The organism is Mycolicibacterium tusciae, assembly GCF_002086795.1.
GTDB lineage: Bacteria > Actinomycetota > Actinomycetes > Mycobacteriales > Mycobacteriaceae > Mycobacterium > Mycobacterium tusciae.
This window is the reverse complement of sequence record NZ_MVIM01000001.1, coordinates 234,422-253,284: the sequence shown is the minus strand read 5'-3', so window position 1 is coordinate 253,284 and position 18,863 is coordinate 234,422. Positions and strand designations below refer to the sequence as shown.

Here is an 18,863-nt window from a genome sequence, read left to right as displayed (position 1 = left end):
CCAACCTCACGCTGGCATCTTTCTCACAGGTTCAGCCGCAGCAGTTGATAGTGAGCGCGATCAGTCTCACCGTCAGACAGCAGCAGGCCGCGAAGCGGGCAGCCAAGCGGGCCCGCGATCGCCAGCGGGCTCTGGACCGCTCCCGGCGGAACACCAATGCTGATCAGTACGGACCCTCGGCGCGCCAGCGGAAGCGGGGGCAACGGCGAGCCGCAAAAGGTTTGCAGGTCAAGACGGTCGCGAACCCTGGAGGTGCGCGTACCGCGCGATCTGATGGCGTGCCAATACACGCCTATTCGCGTGACACGCTTTCCACGAGATATTGGCGCATTCGTACGGATCACGCCGCCGAGACGCGAGCTACGCGACAAGCGAAACAGGCCCGAGCCCGCCACATCGCGGCACGGATCGTGACACTGCACGGCAACTACATCACGGTGGAGCAAGCCACGATCACTACCTGGGCCCGACTGTGGGGCAAGAGGATTGCCCTTTTCAGTCCTGGCATGCTTGCCGCGGCACTGGCTGCTGAATGCGATGCCACCGGTGGCCGCTTGGATCGGGCCGCGACCCGCACCACCGCGATGAGTCAGCACTGCCTGTGCGGACAGCGGGTGAACAAGACGTTGGCGCAACGCATTCACCGGTGCTTCCACTGCGGGCTGCACGCCGATCGTGACGTTGTCTCGGCGGCCCTGGCAGCCTGTGTCGAATTCGGCGATGCGCATAATCCACGCACCGCACGAGTCAACTACCGACTTGCCCACGCCCTAAAGGCGGGGCTGGCCTCCCAGCAAGAGTGGGAGGGCTCAGTCAACCGATACCAGCCACCAACGCCGATAGATGGAGTTGGCTCGGCCAGGAGCGGCAGCCATCACACGGTGGCCTCTGCTGAGCGAGCAGCGCTTGCCCTACCTCCGAACAGACCAGGCCCACCTGGACGTCGCGGGAGCGGTCGAAAACATCCAGCCTCAAACTGGTTGGGCGGCGCTGCAGGGCCTACGACAACGGGTCAACTCTTACCGAAATAGCATCGGCGGATGTGGAAGGTCGGTGGGTGCTGCATCTCGACATGGACGCGTTCTTCGCGTCGGTCGAGCAGCTGACCCGACCCACCCTCCGTGGCAGGCCGGTGCTGGTGGGTGGGCTGGGCGGCCGCGGGGTGGTCGCCGGCGCGAGCTATGAGTCCCGGGTGTTCGGCGCCCGCTCCGCGATGCCCATGCACATGGCCAGGCGAATGGTGGGCGCCACCGCCGTGGTCCTGCCGCCGCGTGGTGTCGTCTACGGCGTCGCCAGCCGCCGCGTGTTCGACACCGTGCGCGGCTTCGTCCCGGTGCTCGAGCAGCTCTCCTTCGACGAGGCATTCGGTGAGCCGGCCGAACTCGCGGGCGCCTCGGCCGACGACGTCGAAACGTTCTGCCGGACGTTGAAGTCCAGGGTGCTCGACGAAACGGGGCTCGTCGCGTCAGTCGGCGCCGGATCGGGCAAGCAGGTCGCCAAGATCGCCTCGGACCTCGCGAAGCCCAACGGCATCCGGGTGGTCTCGCGCAGCGAGGAGCGGGTGCTGCTCGACGCGTTGCCCGTGCGCCGCTTGTGGGGCATCGGACCGGTCGCCGAGGAAAAGCTGCACCGACTCGGCATCGACACCATCGGGGCGTTCGCCGCACTGAGCGATGCCGAAGTCGCCGACATCCTCGGCGGCACTGTCGGCGCGGCGCTGCACCGGCTCGCGCGCGGCATCGACGACCGGCCCGTCGCCGAGAATTCCCCCGCCAAGCAGATCAGCGCCGAATCGACGTTTCCCGAGGACCTCACGACCCTCGACCAGCTGCGGGAAGCCGTAGCGCGCATCGGCGAGCACGCCCACACCCGGCTCCAGAAGGACGGTCGCGGCGCGCGCACCATCACCGTCAAGCTGAAGAAGTCCGACATGGGAATCCTCACCCGGTCGGCCACGCTGCCGTACGCCATCACCGATGCCGCCACCCTGATTGCGACCGCTCGGCGGTTGCTGCTCGACCCGATCGAGGTGGGGCCCATCCGCCTTGTCGGCGTTGGCTTTTCAGGACTGTCGGAGGTTCAGCAGGAGTCGCTGTTCCCCGATCTCGAGTTGCTGGCGGAGGAGGTGTCCGGCTCGCAGTTGCCGCCGACGCTGACTGAAACCACAGCCACGCCGCCGGCCTGGCGGATCGGAGACGACGTCGTGCACACCACCCACGGGCACGGGTGGATCCAGGGCGCCGGTCACGGCGTGATGACGGTGCGTTTCGAGACGCGCGGAACCGGACCGGGCCCGGTACACACGCTGCGCGCGGACGATCCGGAGATCGCCCGGGCCAACCCCGTCGACAGCCTGGATTGGGCGGACTATCTCGACGAGCTCAGCCGCCACCAGAGTTAGCCGAACCAAACGTTCACGATTCCCGCACATCAGCCCCAGCGCGCGAACACGTCGGCGACGGGCGAACCGGCCGCCAGCGCGGCCATCAGCAGGACGCGGGCCTGAGGCGGACGCAGCCGCGGCACCATGATCGCGCCGGCGTCGGCGAGCTCACGGCCCGGGCCGTACCCGGGGCTGACCCGTCCATCGGGCACGCGCGTCGACACCGCGACGGCGACACCGTCGCGGCGGTGCCGTCGCACGGCTTCGATCACGGCGGCGCCCGCGTTGCCCGAACCCAGCGCCGCCAGCACCAGACCCCGAGCCCCCGCGGCGACGCACGCGTCCATCGCCACAGCGTCGGCGCCCGGATACACCGCGATGGTGTCCACCCTCGGCGCATCGGCCGCCGAGGCGGCCGCAAGGAACGGGCGGTCCTTGGTGGCCCCTACCGCGAACGTCGCATCCGACACCGAGCCGATCGCCACCCCTGCGAAGCCCCGCAGATCCGCCGTCGCGACCTTCTGCAGGCCGAGAGGTTGCCACACCGTGCCCGCGAAACTCACCAGTGCACCCAGCCCCTGCGCGGGTGGGCTCGCTGCGACCGTCAGCGCATCGCGCAGATTGGCCGGACCATCGGCGTCGGGGGCGTCGGCACTGCGCTGCGCCCCGGTGAGCACGACCGGGGCCCGCCCGTCATACGTCAGCTCCAGCCACAGCGAGGTTTCCTCCATGGTGTCGGTGCCGTGTGTGATCACGACGCCGTCGGCGTCTGACGCAGAGCGCACCGCCGCGCTGATCCGGTCCCAGTCAGCGAGGGTGAGCATCGAGCTGTCCACCGCCATCAGGTCGACGACCTGCACGTCGAGCCCGGAAGTCAGGTCGGCGCCGGTTCGGGTCGGACGCTTCACGCCGCGGGCGTCAGCGCTGGTGGCGATGGTGCCGCCGGTGGTGATGACGACGAGGCGAGCCATGGGTGGAATTCTTACGTATTCCGGCCCTGGAATGATGGGGGAGTGACCGATGAATCCCCGGCGTCGGACGAGGCCACGACTGGGCCCGAGGCGCCGACGCAGGAGGAGCAGCCCGCGCCCCGGCGCCGACTGCGGCTGCTGCTGACTGTCGCGGGAATCGTGTTGATCGCCGACATCGTCACCAAGGTGCTCGCCGTGAGGCTGCTCACCCCCGGCCAGCCCGTCTCGATCATCGGTGACACCGTCACGTGGACCCTCGTCCGCAATTCGGGTGCCGCGTTCTCGATGGCCACCGGCTACACCTGGGTGCTGACGCTGATCGCTACCGCGGTCGTCATCGGGATCATCTGGATGGGCCGTCGCCTGGTTTCGCCGTGGTGGGCACTTGGCCTCGGGATGATCCTCGGCGGGGCGATGGGCAACCTGGTCGATCGATTCTTCCGGTCGCCCGGCCCGCTGCGGGGCCACGTCGTCGACTTCTTCTCCGTCGGGTGGTGGCCGGTGTTCAACGTCGCCGACCCGTCGGTGGTCGGCGGGGCGATTCTGCTCGTGGCGCTGTCGCTGTTCGGTTTCGACTTCGACACCGTCGGGCGCCGTACGGGCGACACGTCAGAGTGACCACGCGCTCGATGCCGGTCCCGGAAGGGCTGGCAGGCATGCGCGTCGACGCGGGTCTGGCGCGGCTTCTCGGGCTGTCACGGACGGCCGCGGCGGCACTGGCCGAAGACGGCGGCGTCGACGTCGACGGTGCGCCCGCGGGGAAATCCGACAAGTTGGTCGCCGGGGCCTGGCTGGAAGTTCGCCTGCCGGAAGCGCCTGCCCCAGTGGAGAATACGCCCGTCGCGATCGACGGCATGTCGATCCTGTACTCCGATTCCGACATCGTCGCGGTCGACAAGCCGCCCGGCGTCGCGGCGCATGCGACGGTCGGTTGGAGCGGGCCGACGGTGCTCGGCGGCCTCGCCGCGGCAGGGTTTCGCATCAGCACATCTGGAATCCATGAGCGCCAGGGCATTGTGCATCGACTCGACGTCGGCACCTCCGGCGTGATGGTGGTGGCATTGTCGGAGCGCGCCTACACGGTGCTCAAGCGCGCGTTCAAACAGCGCACCGTCGAAAAGCGTTATCACGCACTGGTGCAGGGTCATCCCGATCCGTCCAGCGGAACGATCGACGCGCCGATCGGGCGCCATCGCTCGAACGACTGGAAGTTCGCGGTCACCGAAGGTGGCAGGCACAGCATCACCCACTACGACACGCTGGAAGCGCATCAAGCCGCCAGCCTGCTCGACATCGAGCTGGAAACCGGCCGTACCCACCAGATCCGGGTGCATTTCGCGGCGCTGCACCATCCGTGCGCCGGCGACCTCACCTATGGCGCGGACCCGACGCTGGCCCGCAAGCTCGGGCTGGAACGCCAGTGGCTGCACGCCTGCTCCTTGGCGTTCGCGCATCCCGCCGACGGGCGCCGCGTCGAGATCACCAGTCCGTACCCACCTGATCTGCAGCACGCACTCGAGGTGTTGCGCCACCACGAACTGTGAGAACGACGGGACTTCTCTACGGCATCGGCGCCTACGCCATGTGGGGTGTGTTCCCCGCGTTCTTTCCGCTGTTGAAACCGGCGAGTGCGCTCGAAGTGCTGTCACACCGGATCGTGTGGACGAGCGTGCTGATGGTCTTCGTCATCGCCGCGGCGCGCCGGTTTCGCGACCTCCGGGCCATGACGGCTCGGGTATGGCTGTTGCTGGTGTGCGCATCGGCGCTCATCTCCATCAACTGGGGCATCTACATCTACGCCGTCAACAACGGCCACGTCGTCGACGCCGCAATGGGCTACTTCATCAACCCGTTGGTCACTGTCGCGTTGGGGCTGTTGATTTTTCGCGAGAAGCTCAACCGTGCTCAGCTCGGCGCGTTGGCGATCGCCGTGGTCGCCGTGGTGGTGCTCACCGTGGAGGTCGGCGCACCCCCGGTCATCGGACTCGGGCTGGCGCTGTCGTTCGGACTGTACGGTGCGGTGAAGAAGGTGGTACCGACCGATCCGCGGGTCAGCGTCGGTGTGGAAGCTGCAGTGGCGGCACCATTCGCGCTGGCTTATATCGCCGTGCTCGAGCACTCGGGACCGGGTACCTTCACCGACTTCGGCGCCGACCACATCGCGCTTCTCGTCGTTTCTGGTGCGGTGACGGCGCTGCCGCTGCTGTTGTTCGCCGCGGCGGCTCAGCGGCTGCCGCTGGTGACGATGGGGCTGTTGTTCTACTTGACCCCGGCGATGCAACTGACCTGGGGCATATTCGTCGGCCACGAACCGATGCCGCCCGCGCGCTGGCTGGGATTCGCGCTCATCTGGCTCGCCCTGTTGGTGTTCAGCGCCGACGCGCTGTGGCGGGCGCGCACCACGTCGTCGAAGGGCCCGGAACGCGAACCAGAACATAGGGAAACACCCGATTCCTTGGCGCCTCCAGCGCCCTAGCGTTGGGGCATGCCCGGCTTCTGGTTCACCGCGATGGTTGCAGGCCTCGTCGCGGCTGGTGTCGTCGCCCAACTCGGCTGGCAACTTCCGCCGAAAGCCGAGGTCAAGCGGTTGCTCAGGTTGGATCGGCTGCGTCCTGATCGGCAGCCCACTCATCTGCCCACGTCTGCAGGGGTCGTAGAGCCCTGATAAGGCCAATCCCGTGTCGGGTGAGCCGGTAGCCGCCCGCGTCATGTTCGACGATTTCGAGTGTGCGCAGTTCCTTCAGCCTCGTGTTCAATGAGCCGGGATTGCTGTCGCACGCGGTTTGAAGTGCGCGAAATGTCAAAGGGCCGCTTCGCAACTCCCACAGCACGCGCAGCGCTCCGCGTCTGCCCAGCATGTCCAGCGCCACCATGATCGGTCTGCCCGATTGCGACCCGCGGGCCGGGGAGCCGATCTTCGGCGACGTCATGCTTTACATTTTGTAGCAGAGGCGCTTAGAGTCGCAAGTATGGTTAGCTATAAAAATCATAGCGCCCGCATCGGGCCGGCACCGACGCCGCTACCGCGCGATATGCAGGAAGCCGTCGACGCCGTCATGCGGGGCGCCCCACCGCTGACGCTCTTCACGACCATGGCCCGTGATCGGCGTCTATTCTTCAAATTCTTCAATTCGGGACTGCTCGATCGCGGCCATCTGACGATCCGGCAACGCGAGGTCGTCATCGATCGAGTCACCGCATCCTGCGGAGCCGAATACGAATGGGGTGTGCACGTTGCCGCCTACGCAGCAAAGGCCGGCTTCACCGATGCTCAGATTGCGTCGCTGGTCACCGGGGGACCCGATGACGCCTGTTGGGACGACGCCGATCGATTGCTGATTCGGCTGTGCGACGGGCTGCAGGAGAATTGCACGATCGATGACGACCTGTGGTCGGCGTTGGCGGCCAATTACAGCGACGAGGCGATTATCGAGCTGATCCTGCTGGCCGGAACGTACCGAACTGTCAGCTACCTGGTCAACGGATTGAGGCTCCCACTGGAGGCCGGCGCGCGGCGGTTTCCTGCCAATTGACGGGCGGCAAGACACGCACCGCGACACGCCGAGATCTGTCGGAGGACCGCCATAGACTGGCGTCCCTATGAACTCGCAGTCCTTCGTGCACCTGCATAACCACACCGAGTATTCGATGCTGGACGGTGCCGCGAAGGTCACGCCGATGCTGGCCGAGGCGCAACGGCTCGAAATGCCCGCGATCGGCATGACGGATCACGGAAACATGTTCGGCGCCAGCGAGTTCTACAACGCCGCGACCGACGTGGACATCAAGCCGATCATCGGCGTCGAGGCCTACATCGCACCGGGTTCACGTTTCGACACCAAACGCGTCCTGTGGGGCGACCCGTCGCAGAAGTCCGACGACGTGTCGGGCAGCGGCGCCTATACCCACATGACGATGGTCGCCGAGAATGCGACCGGTTTGCGCAACCTGTTCAAGCTGTCGTCGCTGGCGTCATTCGAGGGTCAGCTCGGCAAGTGGTCGCGCATGGACGCCGAGATCATCGCCGAGCACGCCGATGGCATCATCGCGACCACCGGCTGCCCGTCGGGTGAGGTGCAGACGCGGCTGCGGCTCGGGCACGAACGGGAGGCACTCGAGGCGGCCGCCAGGTGGCGGGAGATCTTCGGACCCGACAACTTCTTCCTCGAGTTGATGGACCATGGCCTGGACATCGAGCGCCGGGTCCGCGAGGGCTTGCTGGAGATCGGCCAGAAGCTCGGCATCCCGCCGCTGGCCACCAACGACTGCCATTACGTCACCCGCGACGCCTCCCGTAACCACGAGGCGCTGCTCTGTGTGCAGACCGGCAAGACGCTGTCGGACCCCAATCGGTTCAAGTTCGACGGCGACGGCTACTACCTGAAATCGGCCGCCGAGATGCGCGCGCTGTGGGACGGCGAGGTCGCCGGAGCATGTGATTCGACACTGTTGATCGCCGAACGGGTGCAGAGCTACGCCGACGTCTGGACGCCGAAAGACCGGATGCCGATCTTCCCGGTTCCCGACGGTCACGACCAGGCGAGCTGGCTGCGCCATGAGGTCGACGCCGGTCTGCAGCGCCGCTTCCCCGGCGCGGCGGTACCCACCGAGTACATCGAGCGGGCCGCCTTCGAGATCAAGGTCATCTGCGAAAAGGGTTACCCGTCGTACTTCCTCATCGTCGCCGACCTCATCAACTACGCGCGCTCGGTCGAGATCCGGGTGGGACCGGGACGAGGTTCGGCCGCGGGATCGCTGGTCGCCTACGCGCTGGGCATCACCAACATCGACCCCATCCCGTACGGCCTGCTGTTCGAGCGGTTCCTGAACCCCGAACGTGTGTCGATGCCCGACATCGACATCGACTTCGACGACCGTCGTCGCGGCGAGATGTTGCGCTACGCGGCCAACAAGTGGGGCAGCGACCGGGTGGCCCAGGTCATCACCTTCGGCACCATCAAAACCAAAGCGGCGCTGAAGGATTCGGCCCGTGTCAACTACGGCCAGCCCGGCTTCGCGATCGCCGACCGGATCACCAAGGCGCTGCCGCCGCCGATCATGGCCAAGGACATCCCGCTGTCCGGCATCACGGACCCGAACCACGAGCGGTACAAGGAGGCCGCCGAGGTTCGCGGGCTGATCGACACCGACCCCGACGTGCGCACCATCTACGAGACGGCGCGCGGTCTGGAGGGCCTGGTCCGTAACGCCGGCGTGCACGCGTGCGCGGTGATCATGAGCAGCGAGCCGCTGGTCGACGCGATTCCGCTGTGGAAACGGCCGCAGGACGGCGCAATCATCACCGGCTGGGACTACCCCTCGTGCGAGGCCATCGGTCTACTGAAGATGGACTTCCTCGGCCTGCGGAACCTCACGATCATCGGCGACTGCCTGGAGAACATCCGCGCAAACCGCGGAATCGATCTAGACCTCGAAAGTGTGCCGCTCGATGACCCGGCTGCGTATGCGCTGCTGGGCCGCGGGGACACGCTCGGGGTGTTCCAGCTCGACGGCGGCCCGATGCGCGATCTGCTGCGCCGCATGCAGCCCACCGGATTCGAGGACGTCGTCGCGGTCATCGCGCTGTACCGGCCAGGACCCATGGGCATGAACGCCCACAACGACTACGCCGACCGTAAGAACAACCGCCAGGCGATCAGGCCCATCCATCCAGAGTTGGAAGAACCGCTGCGCGAGATCCTCGCCGAGACATACGGTCTGATCGTCTACCAAGAGCAGATCATGCGCATCGCGCAGAAGGTCGCCGGCTACTCGCTCGCCCGAGCGGACATCCTGCGAAAAGCCATGGGCAAGAAGAAGCGCGAAGTCCTGGAGAAGGAATTCGAGGGCTTCTCCGACGGCATGAAGGCCAACGGATTCTCGGCGGCGGCCATCAAGGCGCTGTGGGACACGGTGCTGCCGTTCGCCGACTACGCCTTCAACAAGTCGCACGCCGCCGGCTACGGCCTGGTGTCGTACTGGACCGCCTACCTGAAGGCCAACTTCCCGGCCGAGTACATGGCCGGGCTGCTGACGTCGGTCGGCGACGACAAGGACAAGGCGGCGGTCTACCTCGCCGACTGCCGCAGACTCGGCATCACGGTGCTGCCGCCCGATGTCAACGAGTCGAGCCTCAACTTCGCCTCGGTGGGTGAGGACATCCGGTACGGGCTGGGCGCGGTGCGCAACGTCGGCGCGAATGTCGTTGCTTCGCTTATCGGTTCGCGCACCGACAAGGGCAAGTTCATCGACTTCTCGGACTACCTCAACAAGATCGATATCACCGCCTGCAACAAGAAGGTCACTGAATCGCTGATCAAGGCGGGCGCGTTCGACTCGCTGGGGCATCCGCGCAAGGGCCTGTTCCTGATCCATACCGATGCGGTCGATTCGGTGCTCGGGACGAAGAAGGCCGAGGCGATGGGTCAGTTCGACCTGTTCGGCGGTGCGGACACGGCCACCGACGCGGTCTTCACGATCAAGGTGCCCGACGAGGAGTGGGAGGACAAGCACAAGCTCGCGCTGGAGCGCGAGATGCTTGGCCTCTATGTGTCCGGGCATCCCCTCAACGGCATCGCCCATCTGCTGTCGGCGCAGGTCGACACGGCGATTCCGGCGATTCTCGACGGCGACGTCGCCAACGACACTCAGGTGCGGATCGGCGGCATTCTGGCGTCGGTCAACCGGCGGGTCAACAAGAACGGGTTGCCCTGGGCGTCAGCGCAAGTGGAAGACCTCACCGGCGGTATCGAGGTGTTGTTCTTTCCGCAGACGTACTCGACGTTCGGTGCCGAGATCGCCGATGATGCGGTGGTCCTCGTGGGTGCCAAGGTTGCGATCCGTGACGACCGGATCTCACTGATCGCGAACGACCTTGTCGTACCTGATTTTTCGAGTGCGCAGGTCAATCGACCAGTGGCCGTCACACTGCCGACCCGTCAATGCACGGTCGACAAGGTGACCGCACTCAAGCAGGTGCTGGCCCGTCATCCCGGAACCGCGCAGGTGCACTTGCGGCTGATCAGCGGCGAGCGCATCACCACCCTGGAACTCGACGCATCCCTGAGGGTGACGGCGTCATCGGCGTTGATGGGTGATCTGAAGGCGCTGCTGGGCCCCGGCTGCCTGGGCTGATGTCGTTTCGCGAACTGCACGAACGCGGCTGCTTCGTCATTCCGAATCCGTGGGACCGCGGGACGGCGATCGCGCTGGCGGCCATGGGCTTTCCCGCGCTGGCCACGACGAGTGCCGGTGCCTGTTTTGCACGGGGGTTACCCGATACGCCGACCGCGCTGGGTGTGGAGGGCGCGCTGCGCAACATCGCCGAGATCGTCGACGCGGTCGAGTTGCCGGTGAACGCCGACTTCCAGGCCGGATACGCCCATGATCTGGACGGGCTGGCCGCCAACGTTCGGCGATGTGTGGCAACCGGTGTCGCCGGCTTGTCCCTCGAGGACACGAGAGGCGGCGCCGAGGAGCCGCTGTATTCGGTGCCGGAGGCCGTTGAACGGGTACGCGTCGCGTACGCCGCAATCGACGGCGCCGACGTACTCCTCACCGCACGCGCGGAGTGCTTCCTCTACGATCACCCCGATCCGCTGGGCGAAGCGATCACTCGGTTGCAGGCTTTCTCGGAGGCGGGAGCAGATGTGCTCTACGCACCGGGAGTGCGGACGCGAGAAGACATCTCCGCCCTCGTCGACGCCCTGCGCCCCGCGCCCGTCAACGTGCTGATGTCATCGGATACGGGGCTGACGGTCAACGATCTGGCCGAACTCGGGGTGCGGCGGGTCAGCGTCGGATCCGCGTTGACGCGTGTCGCGTGGGGCGCGTTCCTCTCGGCCGCCCGCCGCATCGTCGACGACGGGTCGTTCGCGGGGCTGGCAGACGCGGCGAGCTTCGACGAGCTCAACGGCCTGTTCACGAACTGAACACTCAGCCCAAAACGTTCACCGCTCTTGCGATGACGAGTGCCAACGTCGTGAACGAAATGAGTGCCTGCGCGGTCATCATCACCTTCGCCCGACGTGTCATCGGCATGGTGTCGGTCGGCGAGAACGCCACCACATTGGTGATGCTGACGTACAGGTAATCCAAGAACTCCGGACGCCAGTTCGGCGGCGCCAGTTCACGTTCCGTCATCTGCGGAAACATGAAGTCGGGGTAGGGACGGCTGCCCTGGCGCCTGGCGAACGGCCCACCGCGGTCCAACTCCCAGTACCAGATCCCGAACACGATGACGGTCGTGACATAGATCGCGGCGCCACTGCCGAGCAGGACAGCGGCGTTGTTGCTCACCTCGCCGGACAGAATGCGGATGTCAAGGATCAGCGCGGACAGGCTGTTGTCGATCGTGATGGCGGCCAGCAGCACGTAGCTAGCCCACGTACCGAATGTCGTCTGACGCTTCAGCCGCAACGGGTTCAGACCCACCAACACAATGAGGAGCAGGATCTCCATGGCGATCAGTGGCCACCGGGGAACCACGGTGTAGCTCTTCGGTATCGCGAGTTGCAGGGCGATCGCCACCAGCAGGGCCGTCAGCACCGGCATCCGGTTCTCGGGGTCGCCGGGACGCAGCCACGAGGGAACGCGGAGTTCAGCGTCCGACGCCATCGCCTCGGCGCGACGCATGAACTCCTCGACCGGCTTCGGGGGTTCGGGTGTGGTGTCCATCCGGCAAGTGTGTGCGCCACGATGGAGGTATGGAATCGCGACACGTCAGTATTTGGATCGACGTTGCACCCGAGGTCGTCTACGAATTCGCGGCGGACCCGCAGACCTGGCCGCGGTGGGCGGCCGGCCTGGCCGCCGGCGAGCTCCGGCAGGGCCCGCAGGGCTAGGTCGCTGATTCGCCGATGGGCACCGTGACAGTCGAGTTCGCCCCGCCGAATGAGTTCGGGGTGCTGGACCACGTGGTACGGATGCCGTCGGGGGAGCAGGTGTACAACCCGTTTCGGGTCGTCCCCGCCGGAGTCGGTGAGGCGGCATGTGAGGTGGTGTTCTCCGTTCGGCGGCGCCCGGGCATGACCGATGAAGACTTCGCCGGCGATGTCGCCGCCGTCGCAGCCGACCTGGCCACGCTGAAGAGTCTGGTTGAGGCGTAGTCGGTTCCCCCGATCGGGGGACACGTGAATTCCCCCGGTGTAGCGGCCGATCGGCGGACAGACCGGACGGCCTGGCCACGGCATTCTTTAGTCACGCCGGCAAACCGGCGCGAAGCACTAAAGCAGGAGCACCGCAATGACCACCAACTTCAACACCCGGATCGCCCGTTTCATCGCACTGCCGATCATGTCGGCCGGCATCATCGGCGCAGCCGGCCTGGGAATGGCGGGGATGGCCAACGCGGCCACCTCGACCGCACCGAGCGGCCCGGGTTACTCGTATTCGCCCGTCGTCAAGGCCCACCCCGCGCCTGCGCACCACCTGCACGGTGTGGCGCGCGTCGAGGCCAAGGTCCCGGGCTACCACCGCTGATCCAGATACGAGTCAGGCCCTCCCTATTCGGGAGGGCCTGATTTGTCAGCAGCTCAGTCAGTCGATTGGAAGGCGCCGAGGCCCAGCCACACCACGGTGCCGGCGGCCGCTGCGGCCAGCACCGCCGGTGCAGCGCTTGCCGTTGCGACGGCAACGATGACGAGCACTATTGCCGCCACAGCCAGGGCGAGCACCTTGTACACCGGCCAGGGAACTCCGGCGATACTCACTTGGTCGCGCACGGTCATGGTTTGACGATAGCTCGTAAGAGAGTTTTCGGGCAACCGAAACGCCGGATGAGGTGACTCACTTTTTGTAGTCGGCCTAAGCTGTCTGACATGCCACTTTCCGGAGAGTACGAGGCCAGTCCGTGGGATTGGGTCCGCGACCACGCCGATAAGATCATGCAGACAGGCAGCACCGAGGGCATCGAGATGAAGGACAAGCCCCTCATCCTGCTGACCACGATCGGTGCCAAGACCGGCAAGATCCGGAAAACCCCGCTCATGCGGGTGGAACACGATGGCCAGTACGCGGTTGTCGCATCGTTGGGCGGTGCGCCGAAGCACCCGGTCTGGTACTTCAACGTCAAGGCGCACCCTCGCGTCGAGCTGCAGGACGGCGCTGTGACGAGGGATTACGAGGCTCGCGAGGTCTTTGGCGACGAAAAGGCGGTCTGGTGGGAGCGTGCGGTCGAGGCGTGGCCCGACTACGCGGAGTACCAGACCAAGACCGACCGGCAGATCCCCGTGTTCGTGTTGACCCCGGTTGGCTAACGCGTCCATTTCGGAGAACGGCTAGGTAGGTGGCACCATTGATCGGTGTCCGCTGAACTGAGCCAGAGCCCGATCGCGTCGTCGCTGTCCGCGGCCGACATCGATGCGGCCGCTCAGCGCATTTCCGATGTGGTCCAGCGGAGCCCGCTGCAGTTCAGCGAGCGGTTGTCGGAGGCCACCGGCGCGAACGTCTACCTCAAGCGCGAAGACCAGCAGGCGGTGCGGTCGTACAAGCTGCGTGGCGCCCACAACCTTCTCATGCAGCTGTCGGCCGAGGAGATCGCCGCCGGTGTCGTGTGCTCATCGGCGGGCAACCACGCGCAGGGCTTCGCGATGGCCTGCCGCTCGATGGGTATCCGCGGCCGGGTCTATGTGCCGGGTAACACGCCCAAGCAGAAGCGTGACCGCATCCGGTATCACGGGCGCGAGTTCATCGAGCTGATCGTGACGGGCCATACCTACGACGAGGCCGCAGCAGCGGCGCTGGACGACATCGCGCGCACCGGAGCAACGCTGGTCCCGCCGTACGACGATCTGCGCACGATGGCGGGGCAGGGCACGATCGCCACCGAGATTCTCGACCAGCTCGACGACGAACCGGATCTGGTCATCGTTCCGGTCGGCGGCGGCGGCTGCATCGCCGGCATCACCACCTATATGGCCGAACGGACCAGAAACACGTCGGTGCTCGGCGTCGAGCCGGCAGGTGCGGCGTCGATGATCGCCGCCCTGGCCGCTGGGCAGCCGGTGACCCTCGAGCATGTCGACCAGTTCGTGGACGGCGCGGCGGTGAACCGTGCGGGCACGCTGACCTACGCTGTCCTGGCCGCGGCGGGAGACATGGTTTCGATCACCACCGCCGACGAGGGCGCAATCTGCACCGCAATGCTCGACCTCTATCAGAACGAGGGCATCATCGTCGAGCCCGCGGGCGCGCTGTCGGTGGCCGCCCTGCTCGAGGCGCGGCTGGAGCCCGGATCGACTGTGGTGTGCGTGATCTCGGGCGGCAACAACGACGTGTCCCGCTACGGCGAGGTGCTCGAACGCTCGCTGGTGCACCTCGGACTCAAGCACTACTTCCTGGTGGACTTCCCGCAGGAGCCGGGTGCGTTGCGGCGGTTCCTCGACACGGTGCTCGGCCCCAACGACGACATCACGCTGTTCGAATACGTCAAGCGCAACAACCGCGAAACCGGTGAGGCGCTGGTGGGTATCGAACTCGGTTCGGCCACCGACTTCGACGGTCTCCTCGAGCGGATGAAGGCGTCCGACATCCACGTCGAAACGTTGGAGCCCGGCTCGCCTGCGTATCGCTACCTGCTCTAGGAACGACGAAGGATCGCGAACGATCGAGCGGGCAACGACGTCGAATTCGCGTCGACCGCCGCCGGCTCATCCCACGCCAGCACCACCTCGCCGGCGATGGGAACTTCGACGGCCTCGGTCCCGAGGTTGCACGCGATGGCCAGCGACCCGCGCTGCATCACGATCCACCGCCGATCCTCGTCGTAGTCGACCTGCATGTTGTCCAACCACGGATCGGCGAGGTCGGGCTCGGTGTGCCGCAACGAGATCAGCTGCCGGTACACGTGACGCAGCCGGCCGTGTTCGGCCTCGTCGATCTCTTGCCACTTCAGCTTGGAACGTTCGTAGGTGGCGGGGTCCTGTGGATCCGGGATCTCGTCTGCATCCCACCCATGCTCGGCGAACTCACGCTTGCGACCCTCGGCGGTGGCTCTGGCCAATTCGGGCTCGGGGTGGGAGGTGAAGAATTGAAAAGGCGACGACGAGCCCCATTCCTCGCCCATGAACAGCATTCCGGTGTAGGGAGATCCGAGTACGAGCGCAGCCTTGACCGCCAGCTGGCCGAAGGTGAGGTTCTGCGACGGGCGATCGCCGCACGCTCGATTACCCACCTGATCATGGGTCAGCGTGTAGGCGAGCAGCCGGGTCGCCGGGATCGTCGCCGTGTCCAGCGGGCGGCCATGTCGCCGGTGCCGGAACGACGAGTACGTGCCGGCGTGGAAGTACCCGTGCCGCAACGTCTGCGCCAGCGTTTCCACCGAACCGAAATCCGAGTAGTAGCCCTGACGTTCGCCCGAGACGGCGGCGTGGATCGCGTGGTGGATGTCGTCGTCCCACTGTGCGGTCATCCCCAAGCCGCCGTGTTCGCGCGGGGTGATCAGCCGAGGATCGTTGAGGTCGCTTTCGGCGATCAGCGACAGTGGCCGGCCCAACTCTTCGGCCAGCGCGTCGGTTTCGGCGGACAGCTCCTCGAGAATGTGAATGGCCGTCGTGTCGACGAGGGCGTGTACGGCGTCGAGGCGCAGGCCGTCGGCGTGGAAGTCGCGCATCCACCGCAGTGCGCAGTCCAGGATGTAGGTGCGCACTTCGTCGGCATCCGGCCCGCTGATGTTGATCGACTCGCCCCATGGGTTGCTGCCCGAGGAAAGGTAGGGACCGAACCGCGGTAGGTAATTCCCCGACGGCCCGAGGTGGTTGAACACCGCGTCGATCAGCACACCAAGCCCGCGCCGGTGGCATGCGTCGATGAAGCGAACCAGCGCGTCTGGCCCGCCGTACGGTTCGTGCACCGCGTACCACAGCACGCCGTCGTAGCCCCAGCCGTGCGTTCCGCCGAAGGCGTTCACAGGCATCACTTCGACGAAGTCGACGCCGAGATCCACCAGATAGTCCAGCTTCTCGATCGCCGAATCGAACGTCGCGCCCGGCGTGAACGTCCCGATGTGCAGTTCGTAGATCACCCGGCCTTCGATCGATGCGCCGGCCCAGTTGCCATCGGTCCATGCGCCGGCGTCGGGCTGCCAGAGCGCCGATCGGGCATGAACACCATCGGGCTGACGCGGGGACCGGGGATCCGGCAGGACTGTCGGGTCGTCGTCGAGGACGAAACCGTAGCGCGCCCCGGTGCCGGCGTCGACGTCGGCGCGCCACCAGCCGTCGGGCGATCCGGTCATCTCGTGCAGGGTGCCGTCCACGTCGACCCGGACCCGCTCGGGAATGGGCGCCCACACCGCGAATTCAGCCATCGGTGCGCTCCAGCAGGGCAACGGGCAGTTCCGCGAACAACTCAACGGCGAGCACCCGGCCGCTGAACCGCGCTCCCGAGATGCGGTCGGTCCACTGACCGCCAGGCAAATCCAATGCGGTGTCGCCCCAACCGGTTTCCGAAAGGAGCACCGTGTGCCGACTGACGGCGGTTAGCACATCGTCGCCGCGAAGAAATCCCACCAGATGGTCGGCTGCTGGGCCGTCCGCCCGCACCGGTGTGTAGCCACCGTCGCTGAAGCTGGCGGCGCGCTCCCGCCGCAGCCGCAATGCCGCGGCCACAACCCGAATCTTCGGATGCCGCAACGCCTCCAGTGCGCGCGTGCGCGCTGTGTAGTCCACCGGCCGGCGATTGTCGGGGTCGACGAGGCTGTCCTCCCACAACTCGGTGCCCTGATAGATGTCCGGAACGCCGGGCGCGGTGAGTGCGATCAGCTTCTGGCCAAGGGCGTCGCTGCGCGCGTGAAGGTCAACGCGTGCTACCAGCGACGTCATCTCGGCACCGACGGGGCCGTCCAGTACGGCGTCGATCCAGGTGTGAACCGCGGACTCGAATTCGTCGTTCGGCTCGTTCCAGGTGGTGTGCGTCCCGGCCTCCCGGATGGCCTTCTCGGCGTAGCCGTGCAGCCGTTCGCGTAGCTGGGCGCCGATGATCCCGTCGACAGGCCATACCCCGAACATGTTCTGCAGCAGGAACAGTCCCGTGGCGGCATCCGGTGGTGGGGCGGCCAGCGCCCACTTACCGGCCAGCTCCGCCCACAGCGCCGGTATCTGCGACAGGACTCCGATGCGCGCGCGCACATCCTCGCCGCGCTTGGTGTCGTGGGTCGTCAAGGCGACCATGGCGTGCGGCCACATCTGCGCGCGCACCGCGGCACGTCGGTGGAACTCGGCGACGCTGACACCAAAGCGCTGTGGTTCGCCACCGACTTCGTTCAGCGACACCAACCGTGCGTCGCGATAGAACAGGCAGTCCTCCATCGACTTCGCCGTCGCCGCACCGCACAGCTGCTGCAGCCGCACGTTGGTCTCGGTGCTGACGGCCAGGGCGGATGCGATGATCGCGAAAGCGGGTGCAAGCTCGGGCCGTTCGGCGGCGGCATCAGCGAAGGCGATCGGCAGTACCAGCGACAGCCCACGGTAGTCGGAGCGGTAGACCTCGATGTGACTGAGCAGCGTCGCCACGGCGATGGGCACATCGGGGTGGTCGGCGCCGGTCGCGGCCGTGATCGTGCGGCAGAGCCGGGCCAGTTCGCTCTTGAGGGTATCGGTGACGGCCTGGACCTTGAGCTCGGTGGCCAGTGCGGGCATCGTGCTGTAGGCCTGTCCCGCGGAGTCAAAGAGACCGGTCAGGGCGCCCGCTCCGGCGGGGTCGACGAATATGCCGCCGATTTCGCGCAGCGCGTCGTACCCGGTGGTGCCGTCGACGGGCAACGTGGGTTCCAGCGGTTCGTCGACGGCGAGGATCTTCTCGACGACGATCCATGCCTGCGGTCCGACCAGTTCGCGCAGCCATCCGAGATAACCTGCGGGATCGGATAATCCGTCGGGGTGGTCGATCCGGATACCGTCGACAAGCCCCTCGTCGAACCAGCGTTTGACCTCGGCGTGCGTCGCGTCGAAGACGGCGCGGTCCTCCTGACGCAGGCCGGCCAGCGACGTGATGGAGAAAAAGCGCCGATACCCGCAGATGCCGTTGCGCCAGCCGATCGCTCGATAGTGCGTGTTGTCGGCGGGATAGCCCGGCGGCGGGTCGTCGCCGTCCTCGCCCAGCACCGGCAGCACGATGCGGCCCTCGGGATCCAGGTCCCAGTCGATGTCGAAGTAGGAGGAGTACGGCGAATCACGGCCCCGCGTCAGCACATCCAGCCACCACTGGTTCTGCTGCGGATCGTCCACGCCGACGTGGTTGGGGACGATGTCGATGATGAGCCCGATGCCGCGCGACCGCGCCGCCGCCGACAATCGGGCCAAACCGTCAGCACCACCGAGCGCGGCCGAGACGGTCAGAGGGTCGGTGACGTCGTAGCCGTGTGTCGAACCTTCGGCGGCGGTGAGAATCGGGGACAGATAGAGGTGGGAAACGCCGAGCGCATCGAGGTAGTCGAGTTGGTTCTCCGCATCGGCGAATGTGAAGCAGTCGCCGCGCATTTGGAGTCGGTACGTAGAGAGTGGATGCATGAG

18 protein-coding genes and 1 pseudogene are annotated in these 18,863 nt (G+C 66.4%); 12 read left to right on the top strand and 7 right to left on the bottom strand.

Features of this window, described 5'->3' with window-relative positions:
• Positions 1-23: 23 nt before the first annotated feature.
• Complete coding sequence (locus tag BST47_RS30580; RefSeq protein WP_083123368.1) at positions 24-728, bottom strand: hypothetical protein; 705 nt, start codon at positions 726-728, stop codon at positions 24-26.
• A gap of 314 nt (positions 729-1,042) precedes the next feature.
• On the opposite strand from BST47_RS30580, the gene BST47_RS01200 reads away from it, so the two are divergent.
• A complete protein-coding gene (locus BST47_RS01200) occupies positions 1,043-2,401 on the top strand; it encodes a DNA polymerase IV (RefSeq protein WP_083123367.1) in 1,359 nt (452 codons plus the stop codon).
• A 29-nt stretch (positions 2,402-2,430) separates the two neighbouring features.
• Here the strand turns inward: BST47_RS01200 and BST47_RS01195 are convergent, their stop codons facing one another.
• Positions 2,431-3,354, bottom strand: coding sequence for an asparaginase (locus BST47_RS01195; RefSeq protein ID WP_083123366.1), 924 nt, complete (start codon positions 3,352-3,354; stop codon positions 2,431-2,433).
• A gap of 42 nt (positions 3,355-3,396) precedes the next feature.
• Here BST47_RS01195 and lspA point away from each other — a divergent pair, with 42 nt between their 5' ends.
• Genes lspA through BST47_RS30575 form a run of 4 tightly spaced genes read left to right on the top strand, consistent with a single transcriptional unit; the run spans position 3,397 to position 6,019 of the window.
• Positions 3,397-3,972, top strand: coding sequence for a signal peptidase II (gene lspA / locus BST47_RS01190; protein WP_083123365.1), 576 nt, complete (start codon positions 3,397-3,399; stop codon positions 3,970-3,972).
• Complete coding sequence (locus BST47_RS01185; RefSeq protein WP_083123364.1) at positions 3,969-4,898, top strand: RluA family pseudouridine synthase; 930 nt, start codon at positions 3,969-3,971, stop codon at positions 4,896-4,898. Before lspA ends, BST47_RS01185 begins: the two co-directional genes overlap by 4 nt.
• The gene (gene rarD, locus BST47_RS01180; protein ID WP_083123363.1) at positions 4,895-5,830 is read left to right on the top strand and encodes an EamA family transporter RarD; all 936 of its coding nucleotides are present in this window, start codon (positions 4,895-4,897) and stop codon (positions 5,828-5,830) included. Before BST47_RS01185 ends, rarD begins: the two co-directional genes overlap by 4 nt.
• 9 nt (positions 5,831-5,839) lie before the next feature.
• Positions 5,840-6,019, top strand: coding sequence for a hypothetical protein (locus BST47_RS30575; protein WP_165799723.1), 180 nt, complete (start codon positions 5,840-5,842; stop codon positions 6,017-6,019).
• Here BST47_RS30575 and BST47_RS01175 read toward each other — a convergent pair.
• The gene (locus tag BST47_RS01175) at positions 5,946-6,212 is read right to left on the bottom strand and encodes a winged helix-turn-helix transcriptional regulator (protein ID WP_234809555.1); all 267 of its coding nucleotides are present in this window, start codon (positions 6,210-6,212) and stop codon (positions 5,946-5,948) included. The two genes, BST47_RS30575 and BST47_RS01175, sit on opposite strands and share 74 nt — an antisense overlap.
• A 111-nt stretch (positions 6,213-6,323) precedes the next feature.
• Here BST47_RS01175 and BST47_RS01170 point away from each other — a divergent pair, with 111 nt between their 5' ends.
• The 3 genes from BST47_RS01170 (at position 6,324) to BST47_RS01160 (ending at position 11,285) form a co-directional block, all read left to right on the top strand.
• On the top strand, positions 6,324-6,887 hold the full coding sequence (locus BST47_RS01170; RefSeq protein ID WP_083123361.1) for a carboxymuconolactone decarboxylase family protein: 564 nt from the start codon (positions 6,324-6,326) through the stop codon (positions 6,885-6,887).
• Between the two features lie 67 nt (positions 6,888-6,954).
• Positions 6,955-10,488 (top strand): DNA polymerase III subunit alpha, encoded by a 3,534-nt coding sequence (gene dnaE / locus BST47_RS01165; protein WP_083123360.1) that lies wholly within the window; start codon positions 6,955-6,957, stop codon positions 10,486-10,488.
• Positions 10,488-11,285: an isocitrate lyase/PEP mutase family protein gene (locus BST47_RS01160; protein ID WP_083123359.1), complete on the top strand. Its 798-nt coding sequence runs from the start codon at positions 10,488-10,490 to the stop codon at positions 11,283-11,285. The genes dnaE and BST47_RS01160 overlap by 1 nt, the downstream gene beginning before the upstream one ends.
• Before the next feature lie 4 nt (positions 11,286-11,289).
• Here the strand turns inward: BST47_RS01160 and BST47_RS01155 are convergent, their stop codons facing one another.
• On the bottom strand, positions 11,290-11,988 hold the full coding sequence (locus BST47_RS01155) for a hypothetical protein (RefSeq protein ID WP_420094015.1): 699 nt from the start codon (positions 11,986-11,988) through the stop codon (positions 11,290-11,292).
• A 71-nt stretch (positions 11,989-12,059) separates the two neighbouring features.
• Here BST47_RS01155 and BST47_RS01150 point away from each other — a divergent pair.
• Together BST47_RS01150 and BST47_RS01145 are read left to right on the top strand one after the other, a co-directional pair.
• Positions 12,060-12,461, top strand: a pseudogene (locus BST47_RS01150) (SRPBCC family protein).
• Between the two features lie 136 nt (positions 12,462-12,597).
• Positions 12,598-12,834, top strand: coding sequence for a hypothetical protein (locus tag BST47_RS01145; RefSeq protein ID WP_083123358.1), 237 nt, complete (start codon positions 12,598-12,600; stop codon positions 12,832-12,834).
• Positions 12,835-12,887: 53 nt separating this feature from the next.
• Here BST47_RS01145 and BST47_RS01140 read toward each other — a convergent pair whose 3' ends face one another.
• On the bottom strand, positions 12,888-13,082 hold the full coding sequence (locus BST47_RS01140) for a hypothetical protein (RefSeq protein WP_083123357.1): 195 nt from the start codon (positions 13,080-13,082) through the stop codon (positions 12,888-12,890).
• Between the two features lie 90 nt (positions 13,083-13,172).
• Between BST47_RS01140 and BST47_RS01135 the strand changes: the two genes are divergently transcribed.
• Both BST47_RS01135 and ilvA read left to right on the top strand, forming a co-directional pair.
• Complete coding sequence (locus BST47_RS01135; protein ID WP_083123356.1) at positions 13,173-13,610, top strand: nitroreductase family deazaflavin-dependent oxidoreductase; 438 nt, start codon at positions 13,173-13,175, stop codon at positions 13,608-13,610.
• Positions 13,611-13,655: 45 nt separating this feature from the next.
• Complete coding sequence (ilvA, locus tag BST47_RS01130; protein WP_083123355.1) at positions 13,656-14,936, top strand: threonine ammonia-lyase IlvA; 1,281 nt, start codon at positions 13,656-13,658, stop codon at positions 14,934-14,936.
• Here ilvA and treZ read toward each other — a convergent pair.
• Both treZ and treY read right to left on the bottom strand, forming a co-directional pair.
• Entirely contained in the window at positions 14,933-16,660 is a 1,728-nt protein-coding gene (treZ, locus tag BST47_RS01125; protein WP_083123354.1) for a malto-oligosyltrehalose trehalohydrolase, read from the bottom strand. The two genes, ilvA and treZ, sit on opposite strands and share 4 nt — an antisense overlap.
• The gene (gene treY / locus BST47_RS01120) at positions 16,653-18,860 is read right to left on the bottom strand and encodes a malto-oligosyltrehalose synthase (RefSeq protein ID WP_083123353.1); all 2,208 of its coding nucleotides are present in this window, start codon (positions 18,858-18,860) and stop codon (positions 16,653-16,655) included. Before treY ends, treZ begins: the two co-directional genes overlap by 8 nt.
• Positions 18,861-18,863: the final 3 nt, after the last annotated feature.

What these genes read in the sequence shown, in the direction of transcription:
- BST47_RS01140 (WP_083123357.1), bottom strand. Translation starts at nt 13,082, where the DNA reads ATGACCGTGCGCGACCAAGTGAGTATCGCCGGAGTTCCCTGGCCGGTG.
- BST47_RS01175 (WP_234809555.1), bottom strand. Translation starts at nt 6,212, where the DNA reads ATGCTGGGCAGACGCGGAGCGCTGCGCGTGCTGTGGGAGTTGCGAAGC.
- treY (WP_083123353.1), bottom strand. Translation starts at nt 18,860, where the DNA reads ATGCATCCACTCTCTACGTACCGACTCCAAATGCGCGGCGACTGCTTC.
- BST47_RS01170 (WP_083123361.1), top strand. Translation starts at nt 6,324, where the DNA reads ATGGTTAGCTATAAAAATCATAGCGCCCGCATCGGGCCGGCACCGACG.
- BST47_RS01135 (WP_083123356.1), top strand. Translation starts at nt 13,173, where the DNA reads ATGCCACTTTCCGGAGAGTACGAGGCCAGTCCGTGGGATTGGGTCCGC.
- BST47_RS30580 (WP_083123368.1), bottom strand. Translation starts at nt 728, where the DNA reads ATGCGCATCGCCGAATTCGACACAGGCTGCCAGGGCCGCCGAGACAAC.
- treZ (WP_083123354.1), bottom strand. Translation starts at nt 16,660, where the DNA reads ATGGCTGAATTCGCGGTGTGGGCGCCCATTCCCGAGCGGGTCCGGGTC.
- BST47_RS01145 (WP_083123358.1), top strand. Translation starts at nt 12,598, where the DNA reads ATGACCACCAACTTCAACACCCGGATCGCCCGTTTCATCGCACTGCCG.
- BST47_RS01160 (WP_083123359.1), top strand. Translation starts at nt 10,488, where the DNA reads ATGTCGTTTCGCGAACTGCACGAACGCGGCTGCTTCGTCATTCCGAAT.
- dnaE (WP_083123360.1), top strand. Translation starts at nt 6,955, where the DNA reads ATGAACTCGCAGTCCTTCGTGCACCTGCATAACCACACCGAGTATTCG.
- BST47_RS30575 (WP_165799723.1), top strand. Translation starts at nt 5,840, where the DNA reads ATGCCCGGCTTCTGGTTCACCGCGATGGTTGCAGGCCTCGTCGCGGCT.
- BST47_RS01195 (WP_083123366.1), bottom strand. Translation starts at nt 3,354, where the DNA reads ATGGCTCGCCTCGTCGTCATCACCACCGGCGGCACCATCGCCACCAGC.
- BST47_RS01155 (WP_420094015.1), bottom strand. Translation starts at nt 11,988, where the DNA reads ATGCGTCGCGCCGAGGCGATGGCGTCGGACGCTGAACTCCGCGTTCCC.